This window comes from Pseudarthrobacter sp. O4, assembly GCF_050157025.1.
Taxonomy (GTDB): Bacteria; Actinomycetota; Actinomycetes; order Actinomycetales; family Micrococcaceae; genus Arthrobacter.
Genome location: NZ_CP189591.1, coordinates 234,279 through 250,729 on the forward strand (window position 1 = coordinate 234,279; position 16,451 = coordinate 250,729).

The window sequence follows — 16,451 nt, forward strand, 5'->3', positions numbered from 1 at the left end:
CAGTTACTTGTCGGGTAGGGACACTGACAGGAGTACCAGGCCTTCCGGGCGGGGCGAGATATCTCCGCCATCAACGGCAGCCAAGCTGTTCAGCGCCGGGTCGCCGTTGGCCGCGAGGAAGTCGTCCCATGCCCAGGCCGAGAGATCCATGATTTCCCGCTGCAGGTATTCCGGGCTCACCAAGCCGCGCGTGGCGATGGTCGGTGCGCCGGGGCGGTCTCCTTCATAGTTGGAAACCACAGGAAAATCGACCAGTACAACCTCGGCGCCGGCCGCCTCAAGGGCGCGCCGTGCCGCAGCCCACAGTTCCATCACCGAATCGCGGGTTTGGATGCGCTGGCCGGTGGATCCGCCGATACCGGGCTTCTCGCTGCTGCCGGCTTCGGGATCGGCGTTGACGTACATGCGGGGCACTCCCAAGCGCTTGCCCTTCAAAGCCGCCCGGGCGGCGTCGGCATCTTCTGGCGCCAGCGCGGGGTAGGAGGCCGGGCGGATCGAGGAAGCGGCCGGGATCTCAACCCACGGCTGCACCTGCCAAAAGTCGCCCCGCGTTTCGGCGTCGTCCGCCACTATCACATCCAGCACTTCCAGCAGGTCCGCCATGGAACGCGTGTGCGGCACCACCACATCCATAGTCGGCGCCAGCGGCCAGTTGCCGCGCACCGAGATGACCCCGCGCGATGGCGTGTACGCGCACAACGCGTTGTTCGACGCCGGTGCCCGCCCGCTGGACCACGTCTCCTCCCCGAGGCCGAATGCCGCGAAGCTTGCCGCCGTCGCGCTACCCGAGCCGTTGGAGGAGCCGGAGCCGAAGGCCGCGGTGAGAAAATCGGCGTTGTAGGGGCTCTCGGCGCGGCCGTAGACCCCGCGCTGCATGCCGCCGTTGGCCATGGGCGGCATGTTCGTGAGGCCGATCAGCACCGCGCCTGACGCCCGCAGGCGTTCAATGGTGAACGCGTCGCGGTGTGCCACGAGGTGCTCGAAGGCGGGAGAACCGGCGGCGGCGGTGAGGCCCTTCGCCAGATAGCTGTCCTTGGCCGTGTACGGGATGCCGTCCAGCGGGCCGAGCGTCGTGCCCCTGGCCCGGCGCTCGTCAGAAGCCCGGGCGTCCGCCAAGGCATCGGGGTTCATGACGACGAGCGCGTTCAGCTTAACGCCGTTGCTGTCGTAGGCTTCGATGCGCTCAATGTGGGCCTGTGTGAGTTCCTCACTGCTGACTTGTCCGGACTCCAAGGTGGATCGCAGCTGGGCGATGGACGCCTCGACGACGTCGAAACCGGCCATCACGCCACCATCGGCTCGAGCTTGGGCTGCTGCTGGGTGATGCAGTGGATTCCCCCACCACGGGCCAGAATCGGGCGGGCGTCCACGGTGACCACTCGGCGGCCAGGGTAGGCCTCCCCGAGGATTTCCGCGGCCATCGCGTCCGCCCGCGCTTCGCCGTAGCCGCAGGCGATCACACCGCCGTTGACCACAAGATGGTTGACGTAGCTCCAATCCACGTAGCCTTCCTCGTCGCGAAGTGTCTCCGGCGCCGACAGCTGGACAATTTCGAAGGGCCTGCCTGCGGCGTCCGTCTGGGTTTCGAAGAACGCGTGCAGCGTGCGGCTGACCTCGTAATCGGGATGCTCGGGATTGGTCTGGGTATGCAGCAGGACTCGGCCGGGGGAGGACAGCGTGGCCACCATGTCGATGTGGCCGCGGGTGCCCAGGTCCTCGTAGTCGCGGGTCAGGCCACGGGGCACCCAAACGGTCTTGCTGGCACCGATGGTGCGTGCCAGCTCCGCCTCGACGCGCTGCTCGATGCCGCTGCCGAGCAGTCGGCGGGCGCGCTGCCGCTCGGTCGGGTCGACCACCATAGTGACTGGCTCGAACTCGGCAACCGCGAGTGCGACGGCGGTCCAGGCCCTGTAGCTTCCTCAGCCGAACCGGCGTCCTCGCCAAGAGTCAGGCCTGCTGGACGGCAGCCGCCTCGACGTAACGGCGATCTGGGTGGATGCGTGGACTCTGGGGCGCCGGAACGAGGCCCTCGCCGTGAGCGAATGGATGCATGGCAGGGGGTGCTGCAGGGCGTCGTCGAGGCTGGCGTTGCGGCCGGGGAGTTCGAGACTTCAGACTCCGCGTCCGTCGCCTGGCAGATCCTGGGGATGATCGACGGGCTGAACGCCCAGTCGCTGGTGCGCTGGGACGGCGTCAACGACCGCGGCACGCACCTGGCCCGCGCTGTCGAAGGCATGGTGGGCGCCGCGCGCGGTTCGCTGCGGCAGCAGCGTTCTTCCCAGGGCTGACGCCCTTCTGCCTTAGCCGCCTTGGCCGTCTCATTGGGCGAACTGCACGCCAGTGCCGTCGAAGCGGCGGTGCACCGCAGAATGTCGGAGAATCACGTTCGGCAGTCGCGCTGTTCCGTGTAGCCGAAGGGGACGAGCTCGCTCAGCCCGACGCGGAAGAGCCTGTTATCGAGGCGGGTCACCAGGATGCCATGGGTGGCAAGCCGGACCGCGACTTCCGTCATTTGTTCCACGGCGGCATTGAGGCCGCGGTCCATCGACTCCCGATCCTGGGCCACGACATCAATGCTCAGCGTGGTTTCGGCATCGGCTAAGAGGTTCACGGCGCCGCCTCGCATACCGGTTTGGCAGAATAGCCGTCCGCTTTTTGATAGAGCGCCCGCCCTTCCACGCCGTGGCCTTCGAGCCAGAGGGCACCGGCAGCCTGGGCGACGTCGTCCACGTGGCCGGTCCGGATGAGGTGCCCGTTCTTCCACACCTGCACCGGCCGGCCGATCAGGTTGTTCCACTCGTGCTCTGTGCCGCCGTTCATGATGTCGCCTTTCTTGGAGCGATACGTAGGTTTTCAGTGCTAGGACAAGCACGATGATGCCTGTCCCCGGGGCGTTGGCGTGCCTTGCAGCCAACGCATTGTCGCCGTTGATGGGGCTCTGGCTCTGACGGAAAGACCGCGACGCCGTTTGCGGGTACCGTCATGAGAGCAGCGTCACAGTAAATGAATAGCATTCATTATTGGTTGAGGACCATAGGATTGTCAATCGGAGTGTGTACAGAAACGCCGCACATCAGGTACGACTGGAGGACGAGGCATAGCGGCAGGGGCACTTTTTTGACGCCGCGCATGTCTGCAGGGCCGCGTCCAGAGCAGGGCCTATACGGGGGCACAGGGGACGAATTCGCAAAGTTTGAACATTTTCGAGGTCTTCATGAACGGGACAGGTTCTCGAACCACGTGAGGAGTCGCTGGTGTATTTGAGCTTATCGGCGGTTTCCCGACCCTGGGTCAGCATGTCTGACCGACACCCAAGAACGGAGATGACCGCGCTGCCCCCTCTTCCCGCAGGTTACTGCCGCAGTGCCCCGAGTCCAGAGATCAGCGCCTCGAGCCCGAGAGTGAACGCCACATTGGCCGGATTCTCGTGGCCCTGCGTGGCCAGGCTGCGCACCGCGCCGGTGAAGCTTGGGGTCGCCTCTGCCATGGAGCCGGAGTCAAAGATGTCCGCGGGCGCGGTCACGTCGTAGGCCGAGCCGAAGATGAACGACTCCAGTGCCACGATGGAGGAGACGATCCGCCCTGCCGGGAAGCCTGCCTCGCGGAAGCCTGCGCTAACGGTCTCGTACATCGCGAGTGTTTGCGGGGCGTCGGTTACGGGCAGTACGGCGATGACCGGAATCAGCGGGGTGTGCCGCGAAAACACGTCGCGGTAGCTCCACGCCCATTTCCGCACAGCTTCCTCCCAGGGCCCGGAGCCGAAGGCTGAGACATCAACTAGTGCGGTGAGGTGGTCCTCCACGAGGAGTAGCACGTCGCGTTTGGATTCCACATGGTTATAAAGGGCCGACGGCGCCACATTCAGTGAGCGGGCCAGCGCGGCCATCGTGAGACCGTCATAGCCCTTCCTTTCAATGAGCTGCAGTGCGGCGGCGGTGATGCCCGCCTTGTCAAGGACCGCCGCCATTGGCCGGCCCGCGCGGCGTTTCCCCCCGGCCTCGGCTTTCGGCACCCGCTCGGCTTTCGGCACCCGCTCGGCGGCGTCGTCCCGCTGGGCGGCGTTCGCCGGGGCAGGGCCTCCCAGAGTGTTACCGAGGGTGGAGCTTCCGGAAGCGACGGGTGGTGCCGGCATGGCTGGCCTTTCTGCGAGCGGTCTCCATCAGTATTCCATCAGCATCTTCCGGCACTCCGGCAAACAGCCATAGTTCTCGTAAATGAATAGCGTTCATTTAGCGGTCCGCCTCACTCGGCGGCCACAGAGAGAGGACATCATGCTGGAACTTGACCGCGACGTCGTCATCGTCGGAGCAGGCCCCGCGGGGCTCACTGCCGCCCGCGAACTGAAGAAAGCCGGCCTGAGTGTGGCCGTAGTGGAGGCGCGGGTCCGTGTCGGCGGCCGGACCTGGACCGACACCATTGACGGCGCCATGCTCGAAATCGGCGGCCAGTGGGTTTCCCCGGACCAGACCGCCCTGCTGGCGCTCCTGGGCGAGCTCGGCCTGCAGACCTACTCGCGATACCGCGACGGCCAGTCCGTCTACATCGGCGCCGACGGAAAGCGCACGCTGTACACCGGCGAGACCTTCCCGGCCAGCGAGACAACCGCCGCAGAAATGGACAAGCTCACCGGACTGCTTGACGCCTGGGCCGCCAAGATGGGGCCCACCGAACCGTGGGCACACCCGAAGGCCCGCGAGCTGGACACCATCTCCTTCCACCACTGGCTGCGCCAGCACTCCCCGGACGAGGAAGCCTGCAACAACATCGGCCTCTTCATCGCCGGCGGCATCCTCACCAAGCCCGCCCACGCCTTCTCCGCCCTGCAGGCGGTGCTGATGGCGGCGTCCGCAGGATCCTTCACCCACCTGACCGATGAGGACTTCATCCTGGACAAGCGGGTTGTCGGCGGCATGCAGCAGGTCTCCCTGCTGCGGGCAGCGGAACTGGGGGACGACGTCGTCCTAAATAGCCCGGGGCGCACCATCAAAGGGGAGGAAGATGCGGACGGCGGCCACCGCGTCACCGCTGTTGCCGAGCGGGCCACCGTGAACGCCCGCTTCGGGATCATGGCCGTGCCGCCCAATCTGTACTCGCGCGTTTCTTCAACCCGCCGCTGCCGCGCCGCCAGCACCAGATGCACCAGCACCAGTCGCTCGGCCTGGTCATCAAGGTGCACGCCGTGTACAGCGCGCCGCCCCTCGGAGGAATGGACCCGCGGCGCCTACGCCGCCAGCTACGACCTCGGCGGACTGCACCGCTACGGCAAGGACCAACACACGGGCCTGGCCATTCATGGGAAATCAGTCACCTCTCTGACCTGTACGGACTTAGGACTGCCCCTAAAGAAACGGCCAGCTAATCGAAGGGCCCGGTGGGCAGCCGCGACCAGCCCCGATCGCAATACACCTCGGCCTCCGTGGGTAAGACACCTACAGAGGCCCAGACGCGGCCGCGGCGGACCGTCGGCCGGGTGGGCGCCGGGGCGCAGCCGCTACAGGGCCAGCACGACCATCTCCTCGAAGCACATGGCGCTCCGCCAACCGTCGAGCCCCTCCCGGCTGCCGGCGGGCGCCATCCATCTGGCTGTTGCCGCCATTTCACAGGGAATAGGGGCCGTGCCGTCAGTGGCGGCTACAGGGAACTCATCTCGGCCTGAAGACCACGTCCTGAACTCCCAGGCCATCCGGCTTCTGGGTAGGCGGAGCCGGGACCTTCACCGCAAAATATGAATAATGTTGGTTTCCCCCTTGCGTAGGTGTTGGTGCAGACCCCATACTAAATGAATTCCATTCATTTTGTGATCCACAACTCACCTAGTCCTCACACTTGAACTGACAAAACTGGATCCGCCGATAACGTGCCCAGGTCCGGGAATCGGGTCCATCTGCTGGATCCCGGACGCGGCCGCGCTGGACCCCGGGCCGCCCGAGGGGACGAGGAAGGATATGTGGACTACAGCTCATTAACCACCTCGTCGTCACCAAGGACGTCATCGCCTGCAGCTTCGAAGATCCAAAGGATGACAGGTACTTGCCATTCCCGCCGAGCCCAGCCGGGCCGCCGCGCAGTCCGTATGGACGAATGCAAACTATTTGCCCGCGGCGGAGGCATCCGCTGTACCACCCAGCAGGAACCGCTGCTGGATTCACCGCCTGCCTAGAAAGGCCCGATCATGAGTCGAATGACCAGCCAAGATCAGCCGCGGGACGCTCCCGTCGCGGACCAGTTCACGCCGGACCGGCGTGCTCCGGCGGGGCGCCACCATCAGCCCGAGCCGCACGACCCGGCCGACACCAAACACGGCATCACAGGGAAGGGACTCAAGGGTGGCCAACTGGGTCTGCTCGCCGTCGTCGTCCTGGGCATCTCCTCGGTGGCGCCCGCCTACAGCCTGACCAGCTCCCTGGGCCCAACCGTCAACGCTGTCGGCCTGCAGCTGCCGGCCATCTTCATCGTCGCGTTCATCCCCATGATCCTGGTGGCCTTCGCCTACCGCGAACTGAACGCCGATTCACCGGACAGCGGCACCACCTTCACCTGGACCACCAAGGCCTTCGGCCCGTTCCTCGGCTGGATGGGCGGCTGGGGACTGCTGGCGGCGAACATCATTGTGCTCTCCAACCTGGCCGGCGTCGCGGTGGACTTCTTCTACCTCTTCCTGGCCCAGGTGTTCAACGATCCCGCGCTGGCTGACCTGACCGGCAACAAGGCGCTGAACATCGCCACGTGTCTGGCCTTCGTGGCGCTGGCGGTCTGGGTCAGCTACCGCGGCCTGCACGCGACCAAGCTGGTGCAGTACTCCATGGTGGGCTTCCAGGTGCTGGTGCTGGGCCTGTTCATTGTCATGGCCCTCACTCACGCGGTCTCTGGCGACACCCCCACGGCCATCGGCTTCAGCTGGGACTGGTTCAATCCGGCCAAGATCTCCGGGTTCGACCAGTTTGCCGCCGGCATGTCGCTGGCGGTCTTCGTGTACTGGGGCTGGGACGTGTGCCTGACGGTCAATGAGGAGACCAAGGGCGGCAAGGGCACAGCAGGCAAGGCTGGGACGACGACGGCAGTCGCTGTCCTGGGCCTGTATATCGCCGTAATTGTGGCCACCATGATGGTGGCCGGTGTGGGCGGGACCGGCATCGGCCTGAACAACCCGGACAACCAGTCGAACGCCTTCGCTGCCCTCGCCTCGCCGGTGATGGGTCCGCTGGCCATCCTGATGTCCCTAGCGGTGCTCGCCGGCACGGCGTCCTCGCTACAGTCCACCATGGCTTCCCCGGCCCGCAGTCTGCTGGCCATGGGCCACTACGGCGCACTGCCGCCGCGCTTTGCGACGGTGAGCAAGAAGTTCGGCTCCCCTGGTTACGCAACCATCATGGCCGGCGCCATCTCCGGCGGCTTCTACGCGATCATGAAGGTGGCCAGCGAGAACGTGCTCAATGACACCATCCTGGCGCTGGGACTGATGATCTGCTTCTACTACGCGATGACGGCCTTCGCCTGCACTTGGTACTTCCGGCACAGCCTTTTTGCCAGCGTCCGGAACTTCTTCATGCGGATGCTCTTCCCGGTGCTCGGGGGCCTGGTCCTCACTGTGGTCTTCATCCAGACCGCGGTGGACAGCTGGAGCCCGGAGTTCGGCAGCGGCTCTGAGCTGTTCGGGATCGGGCTGGTGTTCCTGATCGGGATTGGTCTGCTGGCGTTGGGCCTGGTGGTCATGGCCATCACGTACTTGCGCCGGCCGGGCTTCTTCCGGGGCGAAACGCTGCGCAAGGACACCCCGGCGCTGGTGGTCCCGGAGTAGGCCGGCCCCCACCCGACGGATCCTTGGACGCTGTTCCGCAACTAAGAGACGTCGAAGATTCGACATCGTCGGAAAGTCTTGAGGCGGCAACAATGGCCTGGCTTGGCCATGCCGCGGCTGGTCCGCCGCCGGTGCGTCGTAGATTTCCATGGCGTGGGTGAAGTGGTTGAACTGGTCGTACCAGCGCCAGTTGATGACGCTGGACGTGTGGAATGCCCTGCGAACGCGGGAGTGGCCATGCCGGGAGATGAGGTTCCTGTGGTGATGTCCGGACAGGCCATCATCGAGAACTGGTCCAAGAAGCCGTGGGCGCCGTGCCGATCCCTAGCCCGTGGCGGGGGCAGATGACACGTTCGTGGGTTGTGTAGATTTCCACATACATGCCCGCGTCCCTGCTGAGGGTGCATCGATGGCAGGCGGTGCCGCTCGTGTGACGGTCGGGGCGGCCTGCCAACCTGTCGTGGCGTCGGCCGAGCCGAGCTGCACGCCGGATACCGGCGCCCCGGCATTCACCTCACAGCTGTTGGTGCCGGTGTAAAGAGGCGCTCGAATCAGTGTTTTCTCGGAGAGTCTTTGGCTGCAGAGGCGATGGCTTCCTTGAGAGCCCCCAGCACCAGAGTCACTGACGCGGCATTTGCGTTGGGGCCCATCATTCCGATCCGCCAGACGCTGGAAGCATAGCTGCCCGCCCCAGAGCCAATCTCGATGCTGAAATGCTCCAGAAGATAACGCCGTACGGCCGCTGAGTCGACACCGTATGGGACCTTGACGGTGGTAAGGCTGGGCAGCCGGTGGCCCTCGGCCGCGAACAGCTCAAGACCCATCTCCTGGAGCCCCGCCTGCAACGCAGCCCCTGCCGCGCGGTGGCGCGCCTGGACCGCATCCATTCCCTCGGCCAGGATCCTGCGCAAGCCCGCCTCGAGACCGGCGATCATGGTAACCGGCGCCGTGTGATGGTAGGTCCGACCGCTGCCGCTGGCGGCCCCAACGTAACCGCCCAGCAGACCGATATCCAAGTACCAGGAGCGGGGATTCTCAATCCTTCGCTCGAAGGCTCTACCCGACACTGTGAAGGGCGATAACCCCGGCGGCACGCCGAGGCATTTCTGAGTGCAGGCGTAGCCGACGTCGATTCCCCAGTCGTCCGCAAGGAGTTCCAGCCCGCCGATGGACGTCACGGCGTCTACTATTGGCAGCGCATCTCCCTTGTTCTGCCCGAGCGATGCGACGTCGGACAGTACTCCAGTTGAGGTTTCGGCGTGGACGGCCGCAATCACCTTCGGTCGCGGGTGAGCCGTCAGAACGCGTTCGACGTCGATGGGCGTGCCCCAGTCATGGTCTACACGAACCACGGTCGCGCCGCAGCGGCGGGCCACCTCACACATGCGCTCACCGAACAGGCCGTTGACGGCGATCACTGCCACATCGCCGTCAACCACTGTGTTCACGAAAGCCGCCTCCATACCGCCGGAACCGGTGGCGCTCAATGGCAGCGTGCAGGCATTCTTAGTCCCCCAGACCGTGCGGAGGCCCTCGCAGGTGTTGTCCAGCCGTTCGAAGAAGACCGGATCCAGGTGCCCAATCACCGGATGCGCCAACGCGGCGGTCACTTCCGGGTAGCAGTTGCTCGGTCCCGGACCCAACAGGAACCGGGAGGTCAAAATGTCTGGCATTGGAACTCCTTCGTTGCGGCTGACCTGCCGGCTTCCCGGCTCAACCCACTACCCGAATAGAGGTCGATGAAATTTCCGCGCAGGATCATGATGATGTCATTCTCGTCCCACCCCGCGCCATCAGCTCACGCGTGATGTTGGGAAAACCGTCGTAGCCGATGCGAATCCGCCCAGGCGCGCAGGCTGTACTCTCTGCAGCCGGAGCGGCGGAAGTGGGCGGTTGAGCAGTTGAGCCGGGACACGGTACAAGGATCCGGAGAATTTGAAGCACCATCAGCCGTATTTGGCAGATTTCATAACGCCGACAACCGGCGTTCTGTCGCGTTGCTTAACCAATCTTGGGGTACGCCGTCTTGCATGTCCGGTCTCAACATAGTTGTCAGTTTTCTCATTGAATCGGTCAGCCTACGTGTCCTGTCTCATCTAAAGTGACGCAATCTCAACTTAGTTGAAGCATTAGGGCACTTCGTCTCAAGATAGATGAAGCATTCAAGTGGTTCGTCTCAAGATAGTTGACGCACCACCGCCAGGTACTACAGTCTCGACAAGCGGAAGGAGCCCCGTGCTGAGGCAGGTCGCGGAGGGTGTGCTGATCCACGAGAGCGAGTTCTGCCAGAGCAACGCCGTTGTCGTGCAAGGCCGGGCTGGCGTGTTGCTCATCGACCCCGGGGTGCACGGCTACGAAATGGCCTGCCTCGCGAACGACCTGTCCGATTCGGGCCAGACCGTTGTGGCAGGCTTCTCGACGCATCCTCATTGGGATCACCTGCTCTGGCACGCCGGGCTCGGCGCGGCGCCCCGTTACGGCACCGCGCGCTCCGCGGCTACTGCCCGGGATCGGCTGTCGGACGGGCTCGATTCACGCCGGCTCGGCATCCCCGAGCAGGTACCACTGGACCTGCTCGGCCTCATTACCGGCCTGCCCGCCGAGATGGCGCAGATTCCTTGGGATGGCCCTCATGTCCGGATTGTCGAGCATCAAGCGCATGCCCCGGGTCATGCGGCGCTGTTGATTGAGGAACGCGGGGTTCTCGTCGCCGGCGACATGCTTTCTGATGTCTTGATTCCGATGCTCGACTTGAACGACACCGCTGACCCGATCGAGGACTACCTCGCCGCGCTGCGGCTGCTCGAGGGCGTGGCGGGCGACGTCGATGTCCTGGTCCCCGGCCACGGGTCCATCGGAGGAGCTGATCAGGTACGCGCACGGATCGACCAGGATCGGGCGTACGTGCACGCCTTGCGTGACGCCCATGTTCCCAGCGACCCGCGGGTCGGCCCGTCGGCCATGCCCGGCTGGGACTGGGTGGGCGGCGTGCACGCACGGCAACTCCAGCTCCTCGCCCGAAGAAGCGAGCGCGACGGAACGCCCGGCTAGCGATCGCATACCGGGCACTGCGGGCTGTCCCGTACAAGGTTCCCTTACGGGACAGTCCCGAAGCCCGATCATAGGCAGCTAGATCGCTTGGTACCCCGGCTGACGCCGGATTCTCCGATTTGCGTCAACTAGAGTGAGACAACCGGGCCAAATGTGCCAACCATTAGTTGGCGCAACCCGCTAGATTCCGCGGTTTTTGTGCTTCAACTTAGATGAGACAGGACACTACGGGACTCTTCCCTCTGTCTCAGTTGACCTGTCAGTTCAGGGTGGTCTGAGGTCGTTGCCTATGAACGCGACAGGATCCGAGCGCGTGCTGGGCGCGGTCGGAGCAAGGCCCATCCGGCAAGCCCGAGTTGGGTGCGTTAGCTCTGGCCCCGGCGCAGGAGTTTGCCGGTGGGCGTTTTGCCGTCCACGATGGTGCCGCGCAGGTAGGTTTTGCGGACCACACCGGAGAGGGCTTTGCCGTCGTAGGGCGTGATGGGGTTTTTGTGCTTGAGCTTGGAGACGTCCACCACGTAGGCCTCGTCCGGCGCAAAGACCGAGAAGTCCGCGTCGTAGCCCAAGGCCAGCTGGCCCTTACGCACCAGCCGCGCCAGTTGCGCCGGCCGGGTGGACATCCACTCCAGTACCTGCTCCAGCGGGATGCCGCGGTGCCGGGCCTCGGTCCAGATCAGGGACAGGCCCAGCTGGAGCGAGGAGACGCCGCCCCAGGCGACGGCGAAGTCGCCGTTTTCCAGGTCCTTCAGGTCAAGGGTGCTGGGGGAGTGGTCCGAGACGATGCAGTCGATGGTCCCGTCCTGGAGTCCCTTCCACAGCAGTTCCCGGTTGGAGGCCTCGCGGATGGGCGGGCAGCACTTGTAGGCGGTGGCGCCGTTGGGGATTTCCTCGGCCATGAGCGTGAGGTAGTGCGGGCAGGTTTCCACGGTGAGGTGGACGCCGTCGCGCTTGGCGGTGGCGATCATGGGCAGGGCGTCGGAGGAGCTGAGGTGCAGGATGTGGGCACGGGCGCCGGTCCAGCGGGCGCGTTCGATGACCTCGGCGATGGCCTTGTTCTCGGCGCCGCGGGGGCGGGAGGCCAGGAACCTGTCGTAGTGATCGCCCCCGGCGGAGGGGGCGCGGTCGATGGCGCGCGAGTCCTCGGCGTGGACGATCATGAGCGAGTCGAAGGACTTGAGCTCGGCCATGTCCTTTTCCATTTCCTCGGCGTCCAGGTGCGGGAACTCGTCCACGCCGGAGTGCAGCAGGAAGCACTTGAAGCCGAATACGCCCTCATCGTGCAGACCGCGCAGATCTCCGGTATTTCCCGGGATCGCTCCGCCCCAGAACCCCACATCGACGAACGCCTGATCGCGGGCCACGCCGCGCTTGAGATCCAGCGCCTGAACGGTGGTGGTGGGCGGGATGCTGTTCAGCGGCATGTCGATGATGGTGGTAACGCCGCCGGCTGCGGCGGCCCGGGTGGCGGAGGCGAAGCCCTCCCATTCGGTGCGGCCTGGTTCGTTGACGTGGACGTGGGTGTCCACCAGGCCCGGGATCAGGGTTTCGTCGTCCGCGAGTTCTATGACCTCGGTGCCGGTGAGTCTGTTGCCTAGGGGCTCGATGGCCACGATCACGCCGTCCCGCACGCCCACTTCACGCGCGGCGATGCCGGCGGTGGTGAGGACGCGCTGGCCGCGGATGACCAGATCATAACGTGCGCCGGTTTGAATCGATGTCGTTGGTTCTTCAATCATGGAGATTCTCCTAGTCTTCGGATTCAGGCGTCTTCGTCTGAAACTGACCATCGTGTTGCAGTATTTTTGCCCAATAATTCGAGAAGCGGTCCTGCTTCGGCTATACATTTGTCTACATCGGCTTCCAGATCCGTCAAGGCATAGACCTGGGCGAAGCCGGATTCGCTGAGCCGTTTGCGGCTCAGTGTAGTGCGCCCGCAAACGGCGATCACCGGAATGTTCGCCCGGGCGGCCGCCCGGGCAACGCCCATGGGTGTCTTGCCGAGGAGGCTTTGTTCGTCCAGGCTGCCTTCCCCGGTGATCACCAAGTCCGCGCCCGCCAGCCGGTCCGCCAGTTCGGTGAATTCAAGTACGACGTCGATGCCCGGCCTGCGCGTCGCGGCCAGCACCGCGATGGCAGCGTAGCCAACACCGCCGGCCGCTCCGGCTCCCGGCGCGTCCGCGGCTTTCACCGCGCGGGGGCCGATTTCGTTGGCGAGGACCTGCACGAAGTTGGCCAGGGCGTTGTCCAGCGTGCTGACGTCCCGTCCGTCGGCGTCGAGGAGTTTGGCGCCGAGTCCCTGGAGGACTCCTGCGCCGCCGTCAGTGTTTGCGCTGCCGCCGATGCCCAGGATGATCTGGCGGCAGCCGGCGTCGAGTGCTGCCCGGATCAGTTCCCCGGTGCCCAGGCTGGTGGCTCTGTTGGCGCTTGTGGAGTCCGGGCCGCCGCCCGGGAGGACGGCGAGCCCGGACGCGGCGGCCATTTCAATCACGGCTTCGCGTCCGCGGACCGCGAACTCGGCCCGGAGCGGCTGCCCGGTGGGTCCGCTGACCACAGCGCTGCGGCGGGTGAAGCCGGAGCCGACGGCGGCGTCGAGGGTGCCCTCGCCGCTGTCGGCCACGGGAATCCGGATTACCTCGAGATCGGTGCCGGTCGGGACTTCGGTGTGGACCGCGTAGCCAGCCTGCAGCCCGGCTTCCAAGTGCCAGGCAACGTTCGGGGCGGAGAGTGAGCCCTTGAACTTGTCGGGGGCAATGACAACGCGCATTCCGGAGCCTCCTAGAAATGGACTAGTCCAGCAGCGCGATGATCGCTGTGGGGGCGTCCTCGCCGTGTTCGGCCAGGTCCTCGAACTCGGTTACGGCGTTGATTTCGGTGCCCATGGAGATGTTGGTGATTTTTTCCAGGATCACTTCCACCACGACGGGTACGTTGAACTCGCCCATGAGCGCCTTGGCCGTGTCGAACGCTGCGGGCAGGTCGTTGGGGTCCTCCACGCGGAGGGCCTTGCAGCCCAGGCCTTCGGCGACCTTGATGTGGTCCACGCCGTAGCCGTTGGTCTCGGGGGAGTTGATGTTCTCGAAGGCCAGGGACACGTTCTGTTCCATCTTGAAGCCGCGCTGGGACTGCCGGATCAGGCCCAGATAGGAGTTGTTCACCACCACGTGGATGTAGGGCAGGTTGAACTGTGCGCCGACGGCCAGTTCCTCGATCATGAACTGGAAATCGTAGTCACCGGACAGGGCAACAACGGTCTCGTCCGGCTTGCCGCGGACCACGCCCAGCGCGGCCGGACCGGTCCAGCCCAGCGGGCCGGCCTGGCCGGCGTTGATCCACTTCCGCGGGCCGAAGACGTGCAGCAGCTGGGCGCCGGCGATCTGGGACAGGCCGATCGTGGACACGTAGGTGGTGTCCTGCCCGAAGGAGCGGTTCATTTCCTCGTACACGCGCTGCGGCTTGATGGGGATGTTCTCGAAGTGGGTCTTGCGCTGCAGGGAACCCTTGCGCTTGGCGCATTCGGCGACCCAGCCGGAGTAGTCCGGCAGGGAACCGGCGCTCTGCCGCTCGCGGGCCAGTTCAACCAACCCGTCCAGCGCAGCGCCGGCGTCGGAGGCGATGCCCAGGTCCGGGGAGAAAACCCGGCCGATCTGGGTGGGTTCGATGTCGATGTGCACGAACGTGCGGCCGGCCGTGTAGGTGTCCAGTCCGCCGGTGTGGCGGTTGGCCCAGCGGTTGCCGATCCCGATCACGAAGTCCGCGGCCAGCATGGTCTCGTTGCCGTAGCGGTGCGAGGTCTGCAGGCCCACCATGCCGGCCATCAGCGGGTGGTCATCCGCGATGGCGCCCCAGCCCATCAGGGTCGGGATGACCGGGACGTTCAGCAGCTCGGCGAGCTCCACCAGCTGCGCGGAGGCGCCGGCGTTGATGATGCCGCCGCCGGCGACGATCAGCGGGTGCTGGGCGGCGGTCAGCATGTCCAGGGCCTTTTCCAGCTGCTTGCGGCTGGCCTTGGGCTTTTCGACGGCCAGCGGCTCGTAGGTGTCGATGTCGAATTCGATCTCGGCCATCTGCACGTCGAACGGCAGGTCCAGCAGCACGGGGCCGGGGCGGCCGGAGCGCATCAGCTGGAAGGCCTTCTGGAAGGCGCCCGGAACCTGGCCCGGTTCCAGGATGGTCATGGCCATCTTGGTGACCGGCTTGGCGATGGTTTCGATGTCCACGGCCTGGAAGTCTTCCTTGTGCAGCTTGGCCACGGGAGCCTGGCCGGTGATGCAGAGCATCGGGATGGAGTCCGCCCAGGCGGCGTACAGTCCGGTGATCATGTCGGTGCCGGCGGGGCCGGAGGTGCCGACGCAGATGCCGATGTTGCCGTCCTTGGCCCGGGAGTAGCCGTCAGCCATGTGGCTGGCGCCTTCCACGTGCCGGGCGAGGGTGTGGCGGATGCCGCCGTGCTCCCGCATGGCCGAGTAGAAGGGGTTGATCGCCGCGCCTGGCAGGCCGAACGCCTCGGTGGCGCCCTCCTTTTCTAGGATGGCGGTAGCAGCGTCTACGGTGCGCATCTTGGTCATTCTGTGCTCCTTGAAAGTCTGCTGTGGTGCCCGGCGCGGGGCTCTGAATGCCCTGTGACGAGGGGTGTTTGGCTGCGCGTTAGCTTGTTCCCGGCAGCTGGCTGGCCTGCCCGTCAGCTTACTTGCGGCCGGAAAGTTGGAGAACCTGCTTGAAGAGTCCGGAGTGGTCCAGTCCGCCGTCGCCCTGGTTGACGGTCGCGGCGACGAGCTGTGCTGCGATGGCGCCGAGGGGGATGGAGACGTTGGCTTCGCGGGCTGCGGAGGTGACGATGCCCAGGTCCTTGTGGTGCAGGGCAAGGCGGAAGCCGGGCTCGAAGTCGCGGTCGAGCATCTTCTGGCCCTTCTGGTCCAGGACCTTGGAGCCGGCAAGCCCGCCGCCGAGGACCTTGAGGGCGGCGTCGGTGTCCACGCCGTAGGCCTCGAGGAAGGCGATGGCCTCGCCCAGGACCTGGATGTTGACGGCCACGATGAGCTGGTTGGCTGCCTTGACGGTCTGGCCGGAGCCGGACGGGCCGACGTGGACGATGGTCTTGCCGACAGCGGTCAGGACCGGCTGTGCTGCCTCGAAGTCGGTGGCCTCGCCGCCCACCATGATGGAGAGTGCGGCATCGATGGCACCCTGCTCGCCGCCGGACACCGGAGCGTCCAGGGCGCGGATCCCGGCCGCCGCGGCGTCCCCGGCAAGGCGCTTGGCGACGTCCGGGCGGATGCTGCTGGCATCGATCCACAAGGTGCCCTGCTTGGCGTTGGCGAACAGTCCGTCCGGGCCGCCGACTACGCCCTCGACGTCCGGGGAGTCCGGCACCATGGTGATGACGACGTCGGCGTCCGTGACGGCGTCGGCGATGCTCGTGGCGCCCTGGCCGCCTTCGGCGATGAGCGCGTCGATCCGGTCCTGGCTGCGGTTGAAGCCGGTGACGGTGTGGCCGGCCTTGACGAGGTTGATGGCCATGGGCAGGCCCATGATTCCGAGTCCGATGACTGCAACATTGCTCATTGTGGTTCCTTTACTGAAGTCCCGTTAGCTCAGGAGCTGT

Annotated in this window: 11 protein-coding genes and 3 pseudogenes; 4 read left to right on the top strand and 10 right to left on the bottom strand. The window is 65.5% G+C overall.

Going from position 1 to position 16,451, the window contains the following annotated elements:
• Positions 1-6 precede the first annotated feature (6 nt).
• Positions 7-1,284, bottom strand: a pseudogene (locus ACQCSU_RS01070) (amidase); the annotation flags it as partial.
• Positions 1,284-1,951, bottom strand: a pseudogene (locus ACQCSU_RS01075) (agmatine deiminase family protein). The pseudogenes ACQCSU_RS01075 and ACQCSU_RS01070, both read right to left, overlap by 1 nt.
• Before the next feature lie 91 nt (positions 1,952-2,042).
• On the opposite strand from ACQCSU_RS01075, the gene ACQCSU_RS01080 reads away from it, so the two are divergent.
• Positions 2,043-2,288: a hypothetical protein gene (locus tag ACQCSU_RS01080; RefSeq protein ID WP_426979933.1), complete on the top strand. Its 246-nt coding sequence runs from the start codon at positions 2,043-2,045 to the stop codon at positions 2,286-2,288.
• 92 nt (positions 2,289-2,380) lie between these two features.
• Here the strand turns inward: ACQCSU_RS01080 and ACQCSU_RS01085 are convergent, their stop codons facing one another.
• The 3 genes from ACQCSU_RS01085 to ACQCSU_RS01095 all read right to left on the bottom strand — a co-directional run bounded on the left by ACQCSU_RS01085 (position 2,381) and on the right by ACQCSU_RS01095 (position 3,967).
• A complete protein-coding gene (locus tag ACQCSU_RS01085; protein ID WP_426977775.1) occupies positions 2,381-2,611 on the bottom strand; it encodes a hypothetical protein in 231 nt (76 codons plus the stop codon).
• Positions 2,608-2,820, bottom strand: a complete 213-nt coding sequence (locus tag ACQCSU_RS01090) for a hypothetical protein (RefSeq protein WP_426977777.1) — start codon at positions 2,818-2,820, stop codon at positions 2,608-2,610. The genes ACQCSU_RS01085 and ACQCSU_RS01090 overlap by 4 nt, the downstream gene beginning before the upstream one ends.
• A 532-nt stretch (positions 2,821-3,352) precedes the next feature.
• A complete protein-coding gene (locus ACQCSU_RS01095; protein WP_426979899.1) occupies positions 3,353-3,967 on the bottom strand; it encodes a TetR/AcrR family transcriptional regulator in 615 nt (204 codons plus the stop codon).
• A 304-nt stretch (positions 3,968-4,271) separates the two neighbouring features.
• Between ACQCSU_RS01095 and ACQCSU_RS01100 the strand changes: the two are divergent.
• Both ACQCSU_RS01100 and ACQCSU_RS01105 read left to right on the top strand, forming a co-directional pair.
• A pseudogene (locus tag ACQCSU_RS01100) lies at positions 4,272-5,279 on the top strand (flavin monoamine oxidase family protein); the annotation flags it as partial.
• Between the two features lie 902 nt (positions 5,280-6,181).
• Positions 6,182-7,798 (top strand): APC family permease, encoded by a 1,617-nt coding sequence (locus ACQCSU_RS01105; RefSeq protein ID WP_426977779.1) that lies wholly within the window; start codon positions 6,182-6,184, stop codon positions 7,796-7,798.
• Between the two features lie 551 nt (positions 7,799-8,349).
• On the opposite strand, the gene ACQCSU_RS01110 is transcribed toward ACQCSU_RS01105, so the two are convergent.
• Entirely contained in the window at positions 8,350-9,471 is a 1,122-nt protein-coding gene (locus tag ACQCSU_RS01110) for a pyridoxal-phosphate-dependent aminotransferase family protein (RefSeq protein ID WP_426977781.1), read from the bottom strand.
• A gap of 562 nt (positions 9,472-10,033) precedes the next feature.
• Here ACQCSU_RS01110 and ACQCSU_RS01115 point away from each other — a divergent pair.
• Positions 10,034-10,849: an MBL fold metallo-hydrolase gene (locus ACQCSU_RS01115; protein WP_426977783.1), complete on the top strand. Its 816-nt coding sequence runs from the start codon at positions 10,034-10,036 to the stop codon at positions 10,847-10,849.
• A 365-nt stretch (positions 10,850-11,214) separates the two neighbouring features.
• Here ACQCSU_RS01115 and allB read toward each other — a convergent pair whose 3' ends face one another.
• The 4 genes from allB to ACQCSU_RS01135 all read right to left on the bottom strand — a co-directional run bounded on the left by allB (position 11,215) and on the right by ACQCSU_RS01135 (position 16,411).
• Positions 11,215-12,585, bottom strand: coding sequence for an allantoinase AllB (allB, locus tag ACQCSU_RS01120; RefSeq protein WP_426977784.1), 1,371 nt, complete (start codon positions 12,583-12,585; stop codon positions 11,215-11,217).
• Positions 12,586-12,608: 23 nt separating this feature from the next.
• On the bottom strand, positions 12,609-13,613 hold the full coding sequence (locus ACQCSU_RS01125) for a glycerate kinase (protein WP_426977786.1): 1,005 nt from the start codon (positions 13,611-13,613) through the stop codon (positions 12,609-12,611).
• A gap of 22 nt (positions 13,614-13,635) precedes the next feature.
• A complete protein-coding gene (gene gcl / locus ACQCSU_RS01130; RefSeq protein WP_426977788.1) occupies positions 13,636-15,414 on the bottom strand; it encodes a glyoxylate carboligase in 1,779 nt (592 codons plus the stop codon).
• A 118-nt stretch (positions 15,415-15,532) separates the two neighbouring features.
• Positions 15,533-16,411: a 2-hydroxy-3-oxopropionate reductase gene (locus ACQCSU_RS01135; protein ID WP_426977789.1), complete on the bottom strand. Its 879-nt coding sequence runs from the start codon at positions 16,409-16,411 to the stop codon at positions 15,533-15,535.
• Positions 16,412-16,451 lie beyond the last annotated feature (40 nt).